Source organism: Pseudomonas sp. CIP-10 (assembly GCF_020911845.1).
GTDB classification, from domain to species: Bacteria; Pseudomonadota; Gammaproteobacteria; order Pseudomonadales; family Pseudomonadaceae; genus Aquipseudomonas; species Aquipseudomonas alloputida.
Window position 1 is genome coordinate 2,346,651 of sequence record NZ_CP087160.1, and the last position, 16,676, is coordinate 2,363,326.

Genomic DNA, 16,676 nt, shown 5'->3' on the forward strand with positions numbered 1-16,676 from the left:
CTGCCCGCCAAAATTTGAAAGCCTGCGCGCTGCGCTTGCTCAGCCGCTTCGCGCAATTGCGACCCTCTGACGGCGGTACTTGAGAGAGATGTTTGGGGGCTTCTGAGCAATGAGGATTGGCCAAATGGATCGGCGTCGGGGTCATTTTGCTCGTGCGATTAGCACGGTCAGGTCGTAAGTCAACACCGAACCGGTGCCGGTTACCTGCACAGCAATCGCGAGCGTGACCCAGCCGCAATCGTCTCGACGAGCGTGCTGTGAGACATTCATCACCTTTGCCGTCAGGCTGAGCCTATCTCTCGGCTTCACAGGTCGATGCATGATGAAGTTTTCAATGCGGTGCCCGGCCACGACATGCGTCACCGAAAACAGCGCATCACACAGCATTCGCTGAGCCAGTGCGAAGGTATGCACGCCGCTTGCACAATGTACGCCCAGGGGGCTGGAAAGCGCCTGAACAGGATCAGTGTGCATGTATAGCGGATCGTATTGCTTTGCGAAGGCGATGATTTCGTCTTGCGCCAACGCTTCATCTCGATGGTGTGTCCACGCCTGGCCGACAGAAAACTGCTCCCAGAACATCTCGCTGGCACTCATGGAAAGGGCCTTAAACAGGTGGGGTGACTATCCTGTATGCAGGGGCGAGAATGAAGCAATGCCCGCTTACCTCAGGTGTTGTGACCTCTCTGGGCGGTAATCCAAAACCTGTTGCAATAAAAAACAAGGGGCGTTGACACCTGGCACAGTGATATTGGTACGGTAGATCTTCTACGGGTGTGTCTGCTTTGCAAGGCAGCCTTTGGTATCGAGTTAGCAACGGAGCCCCAGATGGAGTTTTCTGCCCACAAAGGCACCACGTCGATCAGCCTCGTGCGGGACGCACTTCAAGGAGCAGAACTGCGTGGCCTGGATGTTGCTACTGTGCTCAGCCACGCGCATATTGATCCACGCCTGCTGGACCAGCGCTACGCCAGGGTACCTGCTGGTACGTTCTCCAGATTGTGGATTGCGTTAGCGGATTTGCTCGACGATGAGTTTTTTGCGGCAGACAGTCACCCTCTTCGCAGAGGTAGCTTCAAGCTGATGGCGCAGTTGGCCCTCGGCTGCGACACCATTGGACAGGCGCTCAAGCGGATTCTGGCGTTTCTCAGGACTGCCCTTGATGACATCTATGGGTCGGTGGAGTGCGATGGAGAGTATGCTGCAATTGTCATCCATGATCATGGTGAGTCGCGAAGGGCGTTTTGTTATGGTGCCTGGCTGGTCCTCGTGCACGGTCTGCTTTGTTGGCTGTGCGACAGGCGCATCCCTGTTTTGAAGTTATCGATGCGTCCTCCTCAGCCAGAGGACGACAGCGACTATCGAATGCGTTTTTGTGAGGAAATCGAGTGGCGGGCCGAGAGAACCTCCGCTGTTTTCGAGAAGAATGTTCTGGAGTACAAGGTTTGCCAAACGCTCAGCACACTGCCTTTGTTTTTGAAGGGAACGCCAAGTAACTTCCTTGTGAAATACCGTAACGACGACAGCACGAGCATTACGATCCGGCGGCGACTAAAACTGCTCTCTCCACACACGTGGCCTGAACTCGATGAACTCGCACGCGACTTGAGCATGTCCAGTTCCACCCTACAGCGAAGGCTCTACGCTGAGGGTTTCACCTACCAACGGCTCAAAGATAATCTAAGGCGGGATATTTCCATCAGTCTGCTCTGCCGGGCAGGTATGACGGTGGATGGCGTTGCGTCAGAGGTTGGCTTCATTGAGACCAGTGCGTTCCACAGGGCATTCAAAAAATGGACGGGTATCACCCCTGGTGCTTACCGACGCTCGTTGCGTAGCCCTCGAGGGGACTAGTCCTCTGCGCTTGGGCTGATCACCCGCTGATTGAAGCCATCTGGTTTTCCAAAACTGCCCGTTCCGGTCAAGCAGAATGATGCCATTGGGCATGGTTGGCGCTTGCCATAAGGCCTACGATTTTTCTCGGGCGCCGTCTAGTTGGTGCCTCTCAACTCTCCCGACTCACACGCGGAACCATGCGTACCTGTGCGTGTGGTCGAGTTGTGCCAGATCGCTATACGTATGTGGACTTCAAAAACACAACAATAAGATTGAAGGAGACACGGTATGAGTTCTTTGAATATGTACACGTTGACCGAAGAGTCGAAGTTTAACCGCTTTCATGGAATTATTCTGTTCTGGTGCGTGTTAATTCTGATTATCGATGGCTACGACTTGGCAGTGGTGGGGGCTGCCTTACCGGCCATCATGGCCGATATGCAAATTGACGCAACCAGCGCCGGGGTAATGGCTGGCTCAGCATTGTTTGGGACAATGCTGGGCGCCATTTTTTTAGGTACATTGGCAGATCGAATTGGCCGGCCGAAAATGATCGCGATCTGTGTGGCGCTGTTCAGCGTTTTCACCGCTGCGGCAGGGTTCACTGACAGCCCGCTGACCTTCAGTATCATGCGCTTTATCGCCGGCTTGGGCATCGGCGGTGTGTTGCCCATCTGTACGGCGCAGATGGGTGAGTTCTCGCCCTTGAAAGTTCGCACCCGGCTGGTGACCATCGTTTTCGCAGGCTATTCGGTGGGCGGAATTCTGGTAGCGCTGACCGGTAAACAACTGATCGAAAGCTACGGTTGGCAATATGTGTTTTACGTGGCCGTCCTGCCAGTGGTTTTGATTCCTTTCATTCTCAAGTCAATGCCCGACTCTATCGGCTTTATGTTGAAGCAGGGTCGACAAGACGAGTTGAAAATCATCGCGCGTCGCCTTCGTCCTGACCTTGTGATCAAGGATGACACGCAGCTCGTCGGCAATCCGCAGGTTATCTCTGCTCAAGACAAGCCGGTACGAAGCCTTTTCCTGGAAGGCCGTGGATACAGCACGGTCATGATCTGGATGGCATTCATGACCGGGCTGTTCATGGTGTATGCGCTCAATTCGTGGCTCACCAAGTTGATGGCCATGGCGGGCTTCAGCCTCGGTTCAGCCCTGAATTTCGTCATCGTGTTCAACCTCGGTTCGATCTTCGGTGCAATTCTGGGTGGATGGCTTAGCGACAAATTCAGCATCAAGCACGTCTTGGTGGTGTTCTATGTAGTGGGCGCGGTCGCACTCACGTTGCTGGGATATACCCGCTCCACCGAACTGCTCTTTGTCGTCGTGTTCATCGTGGGGGCCTCGACCCTTGGCACCCAGCTTCTGGCCTATGCATACGCCGGCGATTTCTATCCCTCTACCATGCGCTCAACTGGCGTCGGTTTTGCCTCGGGCGTCGGTCGCGTCGGGGCGATTGTCGCACCTGTTTTGATTGGTGCCTTGGTGTCGATGGCGTTGCCGCTGGAGCAGAACTTCATGGCAATCGCGCTCGCCGGCCTGGTAGGGGCTGTTGCAGTGACCATGATCAACCAATCTCGCTCGGACTCGGCTGTAGTGAGGAAGAAGGCCACGGTTGCCCACGAGCTGACCTGACCATAATGCTGAGAGACAGGTGCCAAGTATGCTTATTGATCGCTTGCGCAAATCACCGGTAGGTTCGGACGAAACTGCCCGTTTGATCGACTGGGCAATCGTCTCACGTCGGAGCATCAGGTCGTTCCTCCCAACCCCAGTTCCGCGAGAGGAAATTGAAGCGGTTCTGAACGTTGCGCGCTATAGCGCAACAGGCGTCAACCTGCAGCCCTGGAACGTGCATGTTGTTACCGGCGATATGAAGGCACGGTTGTCCGCAGCAATTACTGAGGTTGATGACCATCCGGCTGATGACCAACGCTTTTCTGATCCCTACGCGTATTACCCCAGGGAGTGGACATCTCCCTACATCGAACGGCGCAGGGAGGTAGGGTGGGGGCTCTATAGCTTGTTGGGCATCAGTCGAAGCGATAAACAAAGGATGCACGAGCAACACGGCCGGAATTATCGCTTCTTCGGGGCGCCTGTTGGCCTGTTCTTCACGATTGACCGCGTGCTTCAGGAAGGGAGCCTGCTGGACTATGGCATGTTCCTGCAAAGCCTCATGATTGCCGCACGGGGAAGAGGCTTGCACACCTGCCCGCAGGCAGCATTCCTTAAATATCACAGCATCATCACTGAAATGCTGGCAATACCGAAGAGCCAAATGCTCGTCTGTGGGATGAGCTTGGGTTATGCCGATGATGGCAGCATTGAGAACACGTTGGTTACTGGCCGTGAACCCGTGCGTGCATTCACGACCTTTCACTCAGAATAAAAAACCTGGCGTGCGCCCTGTCCAAGTTTAGCGCCGGGCAGGGTGATACTGTTTCGATCATTCCGCTAAAGCGGGCCTTCACCCATTTGTAGGATTGGCATTGCATGGGGCGCTTCGCTGCGCTCCATGTTCAAGCACACAACAAGAACAAGGTGCCTGTGATGTCTATTGCTTTAAAAAAATCGTTGGCTTGTTCAGCAGCATTGCTGGTCGCGCCTTATGCTTCTGCCGCGTTCGTGGAAGACTTCAAAGGCAGTCTCGAACTCCGTAACTTCTACTATAATCGCGATTTTCGCAATGATGGCGCCACTCAGTCCAAGCGCGATGAGTGGGCGCAAGGCTTTATTTTGAACTTGCAATCGGGTTTTACAGAAGGGCCCGTGGGCTTCGGTATTGATGCGATGGGCTTGCTGGGGGTGAAGCTTGATTCCAGCCCGGACAGAACGGGATCAGGGCTGCTGGCCTACGATTCCGACAGGCAGGTTGAGGATGAATACGGTAAGTTCGTAGCCACCGCCAAAGCAAGGATGGGTAAGACGGAGTTGAGGATAGGGGGGGTGAACCCTCTGATGCCTTTACTCTGGAGTAATAACAGCCGCCTGCTGCCTCAGGTCTTTCGCGGTGGTTCGCTGACCGTCAACGACATCGATAAATTGACGGTAACGGCTATAAGGGTCAACGCCGTGAAGCAGCGTAACTCCACCGATTTCGAATCACTCACAGCCACGGGCTATGCCCCGGTTGAGGCGGATCACTACAACTACCTGGCATTTGACTTCAAGCCCACGAAGGACATGACCTTCAGCTTGCACGCCGCCGAGCTTGAAGACCTCTACACCTCCTACTTCGCCGGCATTAAAGTCATCAAACCGTTGGGGGAAGGCAATGTGATCGCGGATGTTCGCGTGTTCGATGCCAGCGAGACAGGCTCCAAAAAACTGGGTGAGGTGGACAACAGAACGCTGAGTAGCTACTTCGCCTACAGCATCAAGGGACACACCCTCGGTGGCGGTTACCAGAAGGCTTGGGGCGACACCTCGTTTGCGTTTGTAAACGGCACGGATACCTACCTGTTCGGCGAATCGCTGGTCAGTACATTCACTGCCCCTGAGGAGCGGGTGTGGTTCGCAAGGTACGACTTTGATTTCGCTGCGTTGGGTGTACCAGGCTTGCTGTTCACCACCCGGTACATGAAAGGTGATGATGTTGATCCTGATTTGCTGAAGAGCCGCCAAGCCGCTTCACTCCGCCTTAACGGGGAGGAGGGCAAAGAATGGGAGCGGGTCACTGATATCTCTTATGTCATTCAGAGTGGGCCGGCGAAGGGTGTTTCGTTCCAATGGCGAAACTCCACGAACCGCTCGACCTACGCTGACAGCGCTAATGAAAATCGCTTGATCATGCGTTACACCTTCAACTTCTGAATAGCGAAATGGGCCGGCCTTCTGGCGCCGGCCCCTTTTTTGCCATTCATTCCCAATCGACGGGTTCGCTGTTTCCCGCCTGAATTGCACCAGGCGTTCGGACGCCTGCACCCAGCCGTTTCATCTTTTGCTGCGAAAGGCCAGTACCGATCAAGCCACTGCTGCCAGCTTGGCGCTGGTCTGCCGACGACGGTAGGCACTGTCACGGCTCGCCAGCCACCAGTACAGCGGCGAGGTGATCGCCAACCCTACCAGCCACGACAGGTCAGCCCCATTGATGTGCTCGGAAATCGGCCCGACGTACAGCGGGGTGTTCATGAACGGTATCTGCACCACGATACCCACAGCGTAGGCGATCAGGGCCTGGGGGTTGTAGCGCCCGTAGATCCCACCATCGACCTGGAAGATCGACTGGATGTCGTAGTCACCTTTGTGAATGGCGTAGAAGTCGATCAGGTTGATCGCTGTCCACGGCACCAGCACCACCAGCAGTACCAGCACCATGTCAACGAAGTGGCCGATGAAGTCTGCCGAAGCGAACACCGCTACCACGCAGCAGGCCGACAGCACGATCAGCGACAGCACTGCACGGCTTTTGGCGGTGGGGATCCAGCGGTAGGCGAACGTTTGCACCAGGGTGATGATCGACAGCACCGCGCCATACAGGTTGAGGGCGTTATGGCTGATCACACTGAGCAGGAACAGCACCAGCATGATCGGGCCGAGCGTGCCGGTGGCCAGCTTGACCGCGTCCATGGTGTCCATGCCGGCCGGGATCGCCAGCACGGCCACGGCGCCGAAGATGAACGACAGGCTTGAACCCAGGGCCGAGCCCAGGTAGGTGGTCCAGAAGGTCGAGCTGACTTTGACATCTGCCGGCAGGTAGCGCGAGTAGTCCGACACATAGGGCGCAAAGGCGATTTGCCACAACGCCGCCAGCGACACGGTGGCCAGCCAGCCGGCCAGGTTGAAGCCGCCGCGGGTGAGGAAATCGTCGCTCTGCACATGGGTGAAGATGTAGGCGAAGCCAACCACGATACCGATACCCAGTACCCAGGTGCCAATGCGATTGAGCACGTGGATGAAGCGGTAGCCGATGATGCCGATGATGCCTGAACCCAACGCACCGACGACGATGCCCACCGGTACCGGAACGGCGTCGACCACGCCATGCAGTGACTTGCCGGCAAGGACGATGTTGGAAGCGAAGAAACCGATGTACATGACGCCGGCGATCACCACCACCAGCAGCGCGCCGAGGGTGCCGAACTGGGCGCGGCTCTGGATCATCTGCGGAATGCCCATTTGCGGGCCCTGGGCCGAGTGCAGGGCCATCAGCACCCCGCCGACCAGGTGACCGACGAGGATGGCGACGATGCCCCATACCAGATTCAGGTGGAACAGCTGCACACCCAGCGCGCCGGTGACGATGGGCAACGGCGCGATGTTGCCGCCGAACCAGAGTGTGAACAGATCCCTTACCTTTCCATGGCGGTCTTGCGGGGGCACGTAGCCGATCGTGTGTTTTTCTATCAGGGGTGCCGAATTGGCTGCACTGGTCATGACTGACTCCAAGGCAAGGTAGGGCATTGGGAACTGCCCGGGGGCGTGCCGGCGGTGGGCGACGCGTTCTTGTTGGAGCGATGATGAGGGGCGCGGGGGTAACGAGAAATTAGTAAATATGTTCCCATAAGCGTTAAAAAAACTAAGGCTGACAAAAGCTTAAGCGGGTGACGGTAGCAAGGAGAGTGCCAGCTGGCTGAAGGCCGTGGGGTAGAGGGGCGGCGGGTTGGCAACCCGGATCACGGTGGGCTGGGTTGGTGCGATGTGCGCGTTTTCAGGGCAGATGAAAGGTTGCCTGGGCCGGCCTTTTCGCGGGTAAACCCGCTCCTACAGCAGGCGCGGGTTTACCCGCGTAGGGGCCGGCACAAGAGGAAACAGCTACATGGGGAGCAACCGATCCTGAATCACTTCCTTCATCACCAAGGTCGAGCTCAAGCGTTTCACATTGGGAATACTGGTCAGATGCTCGTCATACAGCTTCTGAAACGCCGGCAGGTCCTTGGCGACCACATGCAGCAGGTAATCCGGGTCGCCAAACAGCCGCTGCGCTTCGACAATCTGCGGGATCTGCGCCAGTGCCGTTTCAAAGTCCGCCACCGGCTGGCGGGTCACCTCGCGTAGCGTCACGAACACCAACGCGGCAAAGTTCAGCCCAAGGGCGCTCGGTGCCAGCCGTGCGTGATAGCCCAGAATGGCGCCGGACTCTTCCAGTGCCTTCAAGCGCCGATGACAGGGTGACAGGCTGAGCCCCACGCGGTCGGCCAGCTCGGTTACCGACAGCCGCCCGTCTTTTTGCAGCTCGGCAAGGATTTTTCGATCAGTTCTATCCATTGGGAAGAATCTTCTAGTACATGAATGCTGAGGGGGAATATACGAAAGAAAATCCCCGGACGGAATCCGTAATCTATCGACATCCCAATGCAGTAGATAAGGAAGATTCAAGTGGCTATCAGTGTGCTGACGGCGTTCTGGGCTGTGTCGATGCTGTTCGTGATTACCCCCGGTGCAGACTGGGCCTATGCCATCTCGGCCGGCATGCGTGGGCGCTGGGTGATGCCAGCGGTGGCGGGGATGTTGTCGGGGCATTTCCTGGCCACGCTGGTGGTGGCGGCCGGGGTCGGCAGTTTGCTGGCAGGTCACCCGTTGGCGCTGACCTTGCTGACCCTGGCGGGGTGCAGTTACTTGCTGTGGCTGGGCGGCAACCTGTTGCTCAGCCCGGCATTGCCGGCGGCCGGGCAGGGCGGCGCGGGGGAGTCGGGCTCACGCTGGGCGTTGAAGGGTTTTTGCGTCAGCGGCCTGAACCCCAAGGTATTCCTGCTGTTCCTGGCCCTGCTGCCGCAGTTCACCGACCCGCAGTCGAGCTGGCCTGTGCCCTTGCAGATCTTGTTGCTGGGGCTGGTCCACCTGTGCAGTTCGCTGGTGATCTACACGCTGGTCGGCTATGGCGCCAAAGCTGTGCTGAGCACTCGGCCGGGTGCGGCAAAGCTGGTCGGGCGGGTGTCGGGGATGGCGATGATTACCGTGGCCCTGGGCTTGATAGCCGGGCAAATGACCTGAATTTACCGGTTCAGCATGACTTCAGATAAACTCGCTGCAACCTAATGCACAACCAGGATGTGCCCCGTGCCCGAAACCACGCAACTGCTCACGTTCGCCTTGATTTGCCTCGGCATGGTCCTGACCCCAGGGCCGAACATGATCTACCTGATTTCCCGCTCGATCTGCCAGGGCCGCCAAGCCGGCTTGATTTCGCTTGGCGGTGTGGCTCTGGGCTTCGTCATCTACATGTTCTGCGCGGCAATGGGCATCACGGCGCTGGTGATGGCGGTACCCTTTGCCTACGACGCGCTGCGCATCGGTGGCGCGCTGTACCTGTTGTACCTGGCCTGGCAGGCGCTGCGGCCGGGTGGCCAATCGCCGTTCCAGCTCCGTGAACTGCCCGCCGACAGCCCGCGGCGGCTATTCACGATGGGGTTTGCCACCAGCCTGCTCAACCCCAAGATTGCCGTCATGTACCTGTCGCTCATGCCGCAATTCATCGAGCCGGGCCACGGCAGCGTGCTGTTGCAGTCGCTGGTGCTGGGTTCGACGCAGATCGCCATCAGCGTTACGGTCAACGCGCTGATTGCGATCATGGCCGGTTCCATCGCCGTGTTCCTGGCTGGCAGGCCGCTGTGGCAACAGGTTCAGCGTTGGTTGATGGGAACGGTGCTGGCGGGGCTGGCGGTGCGCATGCTGGCAGAAGGGCGCCGTTGATCGCCTATTGCGATGCAAGGTATCAGTGGCCGAATACTTTGCCGAGTATCTGGCACACCTGTTCTGCCGAGTAGGGTTTGGCCAGGAAGGTAAACCCTTGGTGCCCGCCTTCGGCAATCGCCTCGCTATAGCCCGAAGTCAGGATCACCGGCAACTGCGGGCGCTGGCGGCGAAGTTCGCGGGCCAGTGCCAAGCCACCCATGCCGGGCATGACCACATCGGAAAACACCGCATCAAAATCACCTGCCGGGCCAGTCAACTGCGCCAGCGCTTCTTCTGCCGACCGTGCATAGCTGATTTGGTAGCCGTGGTCCTCGAGGAACTGAGCTGTGAAACTGCCCAGGTCGGGATTGTCTTCTACCACCAGTATTCGTCGCCGCTCGCCCTGTACCTGTGGCTGGCTGCCGGCCGAGGCGTCTTCGGGCGAGGCCGCAGTTGGTGCCTCCTGCGGCAGATACAGGGTAAAGGTGGTGCCCTGGCCGGGGATGCTGTTCACCTGTACATCGCCCCCGGATTGCTTGGCGAAACCAAACACCTGCGACAACCCGAGCCCGGTACCTTCACCTGGGGCCTTGGTGGTGAAGAACGGGTCGAAGATGCGCTCCAGCAACTCGGTGGCAATACCGACTCCGTTGTCGCTCACCGATATCGCCGCGAACGGGCCTGGCTGTGAAGGCTGACCGCGCAAGGCCGGCAGGCACTGGTCGGCCTGCAGGCGCAGCTGCAAGGCACCTTCGCCAGCCATGGCATCGCGGCCGTTGAGCATCAGGTTGATTACCGCGGTTTCCAACTGGCTGAGGTCGGCGCGGATGTGGCAGGGCGCTTGGGGTAGCTGCAGCTCGACCCGGATGCGCGCGCCAGTGACGGTGTCGAGCATGTCGGCCATGGCCTCCAGCCGTGGCCCGGCTTCGAACACCTGTGGGCTGAGGGCCTGGCGTCGGGCGAAGGCCAGTAGCTGGCCGGTCAGTTTGGCACCACGGTCGACTGTGTCGGACATGGTCTTGAGGTAGCGCTCTCGGCGCTCCTCGGCCAGGTTGGGGCGCTGCAGGAAGTGCAGCGACGAGCGGATGATGGTCAGCAGGTTATTGAAGTCGTGGGCTACGCCGCCGGTCAGCTGGCCAATGGCTTCCAGCTTCTGGGCTTGGCGCAGCACGGCCTCGGTGTGCAGCAGCTGAGTGGTGCGTTCTTCTACGCGATGTTCCAAGGTCGTGTTGAGCGCTTCAAGGGCCGCCATCGCTTCGCGCACTTCGGCATGGGCCTGCGCCCGCTGTATGTGCGCCCAGCATCGCTCGGTCACTTCGCTGATCAGTGCTTGCTCGTAGTCGGTCCATACCCGGGGTACGCGGTCGTGAATCGCCATCAGCGCGGTCAGCCTGCCACCCTTGATCAGTGGCATGCAGATGGTGGCCGTAATGCCGATGGCCTGAAAAGTCGCCGCCTCGTCAGTGGCCAGTTCGCGCAGGTTGTCGTTGATCACCAAGGCCAGGCCGCTGCGCAGGCGGCTGACCGCCAGGCGGCCGAAGTCATGCAGGTGATAGTGGCCCACCAGGCGTGGTGAGCCGGGTGTCACCGCATCGCCGCAAATGGTGAAACCGTCCTCGTCGGGGTCCATCATTGCATAGGCGCAGCTGGACAAGCCAAGGTGCTCGACCAGCATGCGGGTGGTGATGGCCATGATCTGGTCCGGGTCGGTCGCCTCGGTCACGGCTCGCCCGAGGGTATCGAGAAAGTTCAGGCGCTGGTTGGTGACCACGCTGGCGGTGGTTTCGGTGACCGTGTCGAGCATGCCCAGTATCTCGCCATCATGGCCGCGAATCGGGCTGTAGCAGAAGGTAAAATAGGCCCGCTCCAGGCCGCCGTTGCGGTCGATCATCAGCGGGAAGTCTTCGATGTAAACCGCTTCGCCGGCCAACGCGCGGGCCGCCATGCTGCTGATTTCATCCCAGGCTTCGTGCCACACGTCGCGGAAGGGGATGCCCAAGGCCAGGGGCTTGCGACCGAGAATCGGGGTGAAGGCATCGTTGTACAGGGTGATCAAGTCCGGGCCCCAGAGCACGGCTTGCGGAAAGCGCGAGGCCAGGCACAGAGCTATCGTGGTTTTCAGGGCATCGGGCCAATGTTCCAGCGGGCCCAGGGGGGTGGTGGCCCAGTCGTGGTTGCGGATGCGTTCGGCCATTAGCCCGCCGCCATCTAGCCATCTAGCCATGTGCTTTGCCGGTCCTCTTTCTCAAGGCCCTTAGGGTGCACCGAGAATAGACCGTTGGCGAGGGTTTTGTGAGGGCTGTGCCACTGCACGAGCCTCTGTAACTGCGCGATCCGGGTGAGTGCAGGTTCACCCGCGAAGAGGCCGTACCGGCTAGCGCATGAAGTGCACCTTGCCGGTGTCATCATTGCCCATGTAAATGCCATACACCCCGGCCTGCCGCTCGAGGATGTAGCGTTCGAGAATTTGCCGGATGGCCGGGTAGTAGATCTCATCCCAGGGGATTTCATCCGGCTCGAAGAACTTGTACGCCAGCGTCTCAGGCCCGTACTGCCCGGTCTCTTCGGTGACGATGGCACGGAAGATGATGTACACCTCGCTGATCTTTGGCACGCTGAAGATCGAATACGGCGAGACGATGTCTGCACGTACGCCGCTTTCTTCCCATACCTCGCGCAGCGCCGCCTGTTCGGTGGTTTCGCCAGCCTCCATGAACCCGGCAGGCAAGGTCCAGGTGCCGGAGCGAGGGGGAATGGCGCGCTGGCACAGCAGGTACTTTCCATCGCGCTCGATGATGCAGCCGGCGATGATCTTGGGGTTGATGTAGTGGATGTAGCCGCAGCCGGCGCAATGCAGGCGTTCGTGGGTATCGCCTGTGGGAACGCCCCGGGCCAGTTCCGTGGTGCAGTGCGGGCAGTAGCGCGGGGCATTGGGCATGATCAGCGACCTATGCGGGGTTCCTTCAGGGCCAAGGGTTCGACAATGTCGCGCACCTTGGCGTTGTCATCCTGCTTCTGGCGCAGGTAGTCCAGGGCCACCTTGGCGGCGGCGCGGACGTGGTCGACCGAGGCCTGGTGGGCTACCAGCGGGTCACCGCCCTTGATTGCCTCGACGATCTTTTCCATTTCGCGGTTGCTGGCGCCGCGGCGGTTTTCCTGCGATACCGAGGTGGCGCGCAGGTAGCTGATGCGTGCTTGCAACTGGCGCAACTGCTGGGCCGCCACCTGGTTGCCGGAGCCTTCCAGCAGCACATCGTAGAAACCTTGTACCGAATCCAGTACCTGTTGCAGCTCACCTTCTTCCAGTGCCTCGCGGTTCACTTCCAGCGCGCGTTCCAGCGCACGGATGTCCTTGGCCTTGGCGTTGAGGGTGAACAGTTGCACGATCAGGCCTTCGAGCACGCAGCGCAGCTCATAGATGTCACGTGCGTCTTCCAGGGTGATGATGGCCACCCGTGGGCCTTTGGCGTCGGCGAACTCCACCAGGCCTTCGGACTCCAGGTGACGCAGCGCTTCACGTACCGAAGTGCGGCTGACGCCGAGGCGGTCGCACAGGTCGCGTTCGACCAGGCGGTCGCCGGGCAGCAGGTGAAAGTTCATGATAGCGGCGCGCAGCTTGTCGAGCACGATTTCGCGCAGAGTAACGGGATTGCGGTTGACCTTGAAGCTGTCGTCGAGTGGCTGGCGTTTCATCAGGTGCGCTCTTTATGAGGCTGTTGCGCCAACATCGCGGAATGCCTCGAACCGAGGCTTTCCATGCAGTGGTTCGAACAGCCCGTTGTTAACGGGTTGGCTCCGCATCGGCTTCGGCAAAGGCTTCACGGGCCAGGCGGAAACTGTCCACCGCCGCGGGTACGCCGCAATAAATGCCGACCTGGAGCAGGATTTCGCGAATCTGTTCACGGCTCAGGCCATTGCGCAGGGCACCGCGAATGTGCAATTTGAGCTCGTGGGGCCTGTTGAGCGCGGAAATCATGGCCAAGTTTATCATGCTGCGCTCTTTCAGCGACAAGCCTTCACGGCCCCAGACGTGACCCCAGCAATACTCGGTGACCAGCTCCTGCAACGGTTTGGTGAACTCATCTGCGTTCTGGATCGAGCGGTTGACGTAGTCCTCGCCCAGCACCTGGGTGCGGATTTTCAGACCCTTTTCGTACTTTTCATTGCTCATGTGCAGTACTCCGGCATAAAACAGGGGCCGCAACCGAGGGTGAGACGATTAGCGCGACCCCTGAAAACAGGGTCATCGGTGTTGGCTTTTTCGCGGGCTTGCCCGCTCCCACGGGTTCCAGGATCTGTGCGATACCTGTGGGAGCGGGCGAGCCCGCGAAAAAGCCAACACCGACTTCAAGATGTATCAGCCAAGCGGCGGCAGGGCGCCGAGCTTGCCTTTGTGGTAGACCATCGGGGTCACCGGCTCGGCCGGCAACACCAGGTTCTTCACCGCGCCGACGATGATCGCGTGGTCACCGCCGTCGTACTCGCGCCACAACTCGCACTCGATGATCGCCGTAGCCTTGGCCAGCAGGGGGTTGCCCAGCTCGCTCAGGTGCCACTCCACACCCTTGGCCTTGTCCTTGCCCTTGCCTGCGAAGGCATAGGCTTCGGCGGTCTGGTCGGCGGACAGCAGGTGAATGGCGAACTGCTTGCTGTCGCGCAGGATCGGGTAGGTGTCGGAGGCGTAGTTGGGGCAGAACAGCACCAGCGCCGGGTCGATCGACAGCGCGCTGAATGCACTGGCGGTGATGCCGACGATGCCGCCGTCGGCGTCCAGCGTGGTCACTACCGTGACGCCGGATGGGAAGGAGCCCATCACGTCTTTGTAGATGCCGGGTTCGATCATCTCGTGTTCCTCTTAGCGCATCACGAACGGGTCGGGCATCGGCGCGGTGGACAAGTTGATCCACACGGTCTTCAGCTCGGTATAGGCCAGCACCGAATCGATGCCGCTCTCACGGCCGTAGCCGCTGTTCTTGAAACCACCTATCGGTGCCATGGCCGACACGGCACGGTAGGTGTTGACCCAGATGATCCCCGAACGCACGTCGCGGGCCAGGCGGTGGGCACGGCCCAGATCGCGCGTCCAGATGCCGGCAGCCAGGCCGAATTGCGAGTCGTTGGCTATGGCCAGTGCTTCTTCTTCGGTCTTGAAGCGGATCACCGCGGCGACCGGGCCGAACACTTCTTCTTGCATGATGGTCATCGCGTTGCTGTCGCACTCGAACAGGGTCGGCTCGTAGAACCAGCCGTCACCTTCAACGTCGGCACGCTTTCCGCCCATGTGCAGTTTTGCGCCTTCGGCCTTGGCTGCTGCCACCAGGCCTTCGACGACTGCCAGCTGTTGCGCGGTGGCCATCGGGCCCATTTCGCTGGCGTCGTCCTGCGGGTTGCCGATGCGGATGCGCTTGGCGCGGGCAATCAGGCGCTCGACGAACACGTCGAAGATTTCATCCTGCACCAGCAGGCGCGAACCGGCCACGCAGCTTTGCCCGGACGCGGCGTAGATGCCGGCCACGGCGCCATTGATGGCGCTGTCCAGGTCGGCGTCGGCGAAGATGATGTTCGGCGACTTGCCACCCAGTTCCAGCGACAGCTTGGCGAAGTTTTCGGCACTGCTGCGCACCACGTGGCGGGCGGTGGCGGCACCGCCGGTGAAGGCGATCTTGCGCACCAGCGGGTGGCGGGTCAGCGCCGCGCCGGTGCTGGGGCCGTAGCCGGTGACCACGTTGACCACACCGGCCGGGAAGCCGGCCTCAAGGGCCAGTCGGGCCAGCTCGAGGATGGTCGCCGAGGCGTGCTCGGACGGTTTGAGCACGATGGTGTTGCCGGCAGCCAAGGCCGGCGCCAGCTTGATCGCGGTGAGGTACAGCGGGCTGTTCCACGGGATGATCCCGGCAACCACGCCGATTGGCTCGTGCACGGTGTAGGCGAACAGGTCGGGTTTGTCCAGCGGCAGGGTGCCGCCTTCGAGCTTGTCGGCCAGGCCCGCAGTGTAGTGGAAGAACTCTGGCAGATAGCCGACCTGACCGCGGGTTTCGCGGATCAGCTTGCCGTTGTCACGGCTTTCCAGCTGGGCCAGGTGCTCCTTGTTCTCGGCAATCAGGTCACCCAGACGACGCAACAGCTTGCCGCGCGCGGTGGCGGTAATGCTGCGCCACGCCTTGCTGTCGAAGGCACGCTGGGCGGCCTGAACGGCCAGCTCCACATCGGCTTCATCGGCGTCTGGCAGTTGCGCCCAGGCCTGGGCGGTGGCCGGGTTGAGGCTGTCGAAGGTCTTGCCGCTCTGGGCATCGCGCCATTGGCCGTCGATGCACATCTGGAAACGAACGAGGGTCATGCAACAATCCCCTTGGCGGATTCGGTGAGGGTGCGGGCTTGGGTGAGGAAGTCCAGCAGCATCTTGTTGACTTCACGCGGTGCTTCCACTGGCATCATATGCCGTTGCTCGGCGAGGACCACACTGCGTGCGCCAGGAATGCTGGCGGCGAGCTGGCGGGTCATGGCCGGGGTGGAGCCCGAGTCGAGTTCGCCGGTGGCGATCAGCGTCGGCACCTGGATACTGCCCAGGTCGTCGGCGCGGTACATGTCCTGAGTGGCGAACAGCGAATAAGTGGTGTGGTAGCCCTGCGGGTCGTTGCTCGCCAGCACCTGGCGAATGGCGGCGACCTGCGCCGGGTTGGCAGCCTTGTATTCACGGCTGAACCAGCGGTCCAGGGCAGCATCGACGTTGGCGTCTGGGCCCAGCTCCGCCGCCTGGGCAGCGCGGGCGATCACCCCGGCACTTTGCTCGGGGGTGCGGTTGAACACGCTGTTGAGCACGACGAGTGCAGCCAGGCGCTGCGGGTAATTGAGGGCGAACGCACGGGCAACCAGGCCGCCCATGGAGAAGCCGATCACGGTGGCTTGTGCAATTTGCAGGTGGTCAAGCAGTTCGGCGAGCTGGTCGGCATAGCCTTCCAGCGGTGTGTCGGCGGCCGGTACGCGGCTTTGACCGTGGCCGAGCATGTCGTAGGCGATGACGCGGTAGTCGTTGGCCAGGCCAACGAACTGACCGCCCCACATTTCCTTGTTCAGGCCCACGCCGTGGATCAGCACCACGGGTTGGCCCTGGCCGACATCCAGATAGCTGGTGCCGGCAGGTGTGCGTTCAGCGACAGGCTGAATCATGGAGGGCGCTCCTTGAAGGTCGGGCGCGGCGGGTAAGCACGCCACGCCCC

The 16,676-nt window shown here is 60.1% G+C and carries 16 protein-coding genes; 6 read left to right on the plus strand and 10 right to left on the minus strand.

Features of this window, described 5'->3' with window-relative positions:
* Positions 1 to 141: 141 nt before the first annotated feature.
* Positions 142 to 597, minus strand: a complete 456-nt coding sequence (locus tag LMH93_RS10650) for a MaoC/PaaZ C-terminal domain-containing protein (RefSeq protein ID WP_230065139.1) — start codon at positions 595 to 597, stop codon at positions 142 to 144.
* Between the two features lie 231 nt (positions 598 to 828).
* Between LMH93_RS10650 and LMH93_RS10655 the strand changes: the two genes are divergently transcribed.
* The 4 genes from LMH93_RS10655 (at position 829) to LMH93_RS10670 (ending at position 5,658) form a co-directional block, all read left to right on the plus strand.
* On the plus strand, positions 829 to 1,854 hold the full coding sequence (locus LMH93_RS10655) for an AraC family transcriptional regulator (RefSeq protein ID WP_004577492.1): 1,026 nt from the start codon (positions 829 to 831) through the stop codon (positions 1,852 to 1,854).
* A 270-nt stretch (positions 1,855 to 2,124) separates the two neighbouring features.
* Positions 2,125 to 3,477, plus strand: a complete 1,353-nt coding sequence (locus LMH93_RS10660) for an MFS transporter (protein WP_185279491.1) — start codon at positions 2,125 to 2,127, stop codon at positions 3,475 to 3,477.
* Positions 3,478 to 3,505: 28 nt separating this feature from the next.
* Complete coding sequence (locus LMH93_RS10665) at positions 3,506 to 4,234, plus strand: nitroreductase (protein WP_003256082.1); 729 nt, start codon at positions 3,506 to 3,508, stop codon at positions 4,232 to 4,234.
* 104 nt (positions 4,235 to 4,338) lie between these two features.
* Entirely contained in the window at positions 4,339 to 5,658 is a 1,320-nt protein-coding gene (locus LMH93_RS10670; RefSeq protein WP_003256081.1) for an OprD family porin, read from the plus strand.
* A gap of 150 nt (positions 5,659 to 5,808) precedes the next feature.
* Here the strand turns inward: LMH93_RS10670 and LMH93_RS10675 are convergent, their stop codons facing one another.
* Together LMH93_RS10675 and LMH93_RS10680 are read right to left on the minus strand one after the other, a co-directional pair.
* Positions 5,809 to 7,221, minus strand: a complete 1,413-nt coding sequence (locus LMH93_RS10675) for a purine-cytosine permease family protein (RefSeq protein WP_003256080.1) — start codon at positions 7,219 to 7,221, stop codon at positions 5,809 to 5,811.
* Between the two features lie 378 nt (positions 7,222 to 7,599).
* A complete protein-coding gene (locus tag LMH93_RS10680) occupies positions 7,600 to 8,052 on the minus strand; it encodes an Lrp/AsnC family transcriptional regulator (protein WP_003256079.1) in 453 nt (150 codons plus the stop codon).
* Between the two features lie 111 nt (positions 8,053 to 8,163).
* On the opposite strand from LMH93_RS10680, the gene LMH93_RS10685 reads away from it, so the two are divergent.
* Both LMH93_RS10685 and LMH93_RS10690 read left to right on the plus strand, forming a co-directional pair.
* On the plus strand, positions 8,164 to 8,778 hold the full coding sequence (locus LMH93_RS10685) for a LysE family translocator (protein WP_003256078.1): 615 nt from the start codon (positions 8,164 to 8,166) through the stop codon (positions 8,776 to 8,778).
* A gap of 66 nt (positions 8,779 to 8,844) precedes the next feature.
* Positions 8,845 to 9,477: a LysE family translocator gene (locus LMH93_RS10690; protein ID WP_003256077.1), complete on the plus strand. Its 633-nt coding sequence runs from the start codon at positions 8,845 to 8,847 to the stop codon at positions 9,475 to 9,477.
* 22 nt (positions 9,478 to 9,499) lie between these two features.
* Here LMH93_RS10690 and LMH93_RS10695 read toward each other — a convergent pair whose 3' ends face one another.
* The 7 genes from LMH93_RS10695 to LMH93_RS10725 all read right to left on the minus strand — a co-directional run bounded on the left by LMH93_RS10695 (position 9,500) and on the right by LMH93_RS10725 (position 16,626).
* Positions 9,500 to 11,683: a GAF domain-containing hybrid sensor histidine kinase/response regulator gene (locus tag LMH93_RS10695; RefSeq protein WP_185279489.1), complete on the minus strand. Its 2,184-nt coding sequence runs from the start codon at positions 11,681 to 11,683 to the stop codon at positions 9,500 to 9,502.
* Between the two features lie 150 nt (positions 11,684 to 11,833).
* Positions 11,834 to 12,397 carry an NUDIX hydrolase gene (locus LMH93_RS10700; protein ID WP_185279488.1) on the minus strand — a complete coding sequence of 188 codons (564 nt, stop codon included), beginning with the start codon at positions 12,395 to 12,397 and terminating at the stop codon, positions 11,834 to 11,836.
* Between the two features lie 2 nt (positions 12,398 to 12,399).
* Positions 12,400 to 13,152, minus strand: coding sequence for a GntR family transcriptional regulator (locus tag LMH93_RS10705; protein ID WP_003256074.1), 753 nt, complete (start codon positions 13,150 to 13,152; stop codon positions 12,400 to 12,402).
* Between the two features lie 88 nt (positions 13,153 to 13,240).
* Positions 13,241 to 13,630 carry a carboxymuconolactone decarboxylase family protein gene (locus LMH93_RS10710; RefSeq protein WP_003256073.1) on the minus strand — a complete coding sequence of 130 codons (390 nt, stop codon included), beginning with the start codon at positions 13,628 to 13,630 and terminating at the stop codon, positions 13,241 to 13,243.
* A 186-nt stretch (positions 13,631 to 13,816) separates the two neighbouring features.
* Entirely contained in the window at positions 13,817 to 14,302 is a 486-nt protein-coding gene (locus tag LMH93_RS10715; RefSeq protein ID WP_003256072.1) for a flavin reductase family protein, read from the minus strand.
* Positions 14,303 to 14,314: 12 nt separating this feature from the next.
* Positions 14,315 to 15,796, minus strand: a complete 1,482-nt coding sequence (locus LMH93_RS10720) for an aldehyde dehydrogenase (protein ID WP_003256071.1) — start codon at positions 15,794 to 15,796, stop codon at positions 14,315 to 14,317.
* Positions 15,793 to 16,626, minus strand: a complete 834-nt coding sequence (locus tag LMH93_RS10725; protein ID WP_003256070.1) for an alpha/beta fold hydrolase — start codon at positions 16,624 to 16,626, stop codon at positions 15,793 to 15,795. Before LMH93_RS10725 ends, LMH93_RS10720 begins: the two co-directional genes overlap by 4 nt.
* Positions 16,627 to 16,676: the final 50 nt, after the last annotated feature.

Bases quoted from the DNA above. Each gene is read 5' to 3' on its own strand.
- LMH93_RS10650 (WP_230065139.1), bottom strand. From the start codon at position 597: ATGAGTGCCAGCGAGATGTTCTGGGAGCAGTTTTCTGTCGGCCAGGCG.
- LMH93_RS10655 (WP_004577492.1), top strand. From the start codon at position 829: ATGGAGTTTTCTGCCCACAAAGGCACCACGTCGATCAGCCTCGTGCGG.
- LMH93_RS10660 (WP_185279491.1), top strand. From the start codon at position 2,125: ATGAGTTCTTTGAATATGTACACGTTGACCGAAGAGTCGAAGTTTAAC.
- LMH93_RS10665 (WP_003256082.1), top strand. From the start codon at position 3,506: ATGCTTATTGATCGCTTGCGCAAATCACCGGTAGGTTCGGACGAAACT.
- LMH93_RS10670 (WP_003256081.1), top strand. From the start codon at position 4,339: ATGGGGCGCTTCGCTGCGCTCCATGTTCAAGCACACAACAAGAACAAG.
- LMH93_RS10675 (WP_003256080.1), bottom strand. From the start codon at position 7,221: ATGACCAGTGCAGCCAATTCGGCACCCCTGATAGAAAAACACACGATC.
- LMH93_RS10680 (WP_003256079.1), bottom strand. From the start codon at position 8,052: ATGGATAGAACTGATCGAAAAATCCTTGCCGAGCTGCAAAAAGACGGG.
- LMH93_RS10695 (WP_185279489.1), bottom strand. From the start codon at position 11,683: ATGGCTAGATGGCTAGATGGCGGCGGGCTAATGGCCGAACGCATCCGC.
- LMH93_RS10700 (WP_185279488.1), bottom strand. From the start codon at position 12,397: ATGCCCAATGCCCCGCGCTACTGCCCGCACTGCACCACGGAACTGGCC.
- LMH93_RS10705 (WP_003256074.1), bottom strand. From the start codon at position 13,152: ATGAAACGCCAGCCACTCGACGACAGCTTCAAGGTCAACCGCAATCCC.
- LMH93_RS10710 (WP_003256073.1), bottom strand. From the start codon at position 13,630: ATGAGCAATGAAAAGTACGAAAAGGGTCTGAAAATCCGCACCCAGGTG.
- LMH93_RS10715 (WP_003256072.1), bottom strand. From the start codon at position 14,302: ATGATCGAACCCGGCATCTACAAAGACGTGATGGGCTCCTTCCCATCC.
- LMH93_RS10720 (WP_003256071.1), bottom strand. From the start codon at position 15,796: ATGACCCTCGTTCGTTTCCAGATGTGCATCGACGGCCAATGGCGCGAT.
- LMH93_RS10725 (WP_003256070.1), bottom strand. From the start codon at position 16,626: ATGATTCAGCCTGTCGCTGAACGCACACCTGCCGGCACCAGCTATCTG.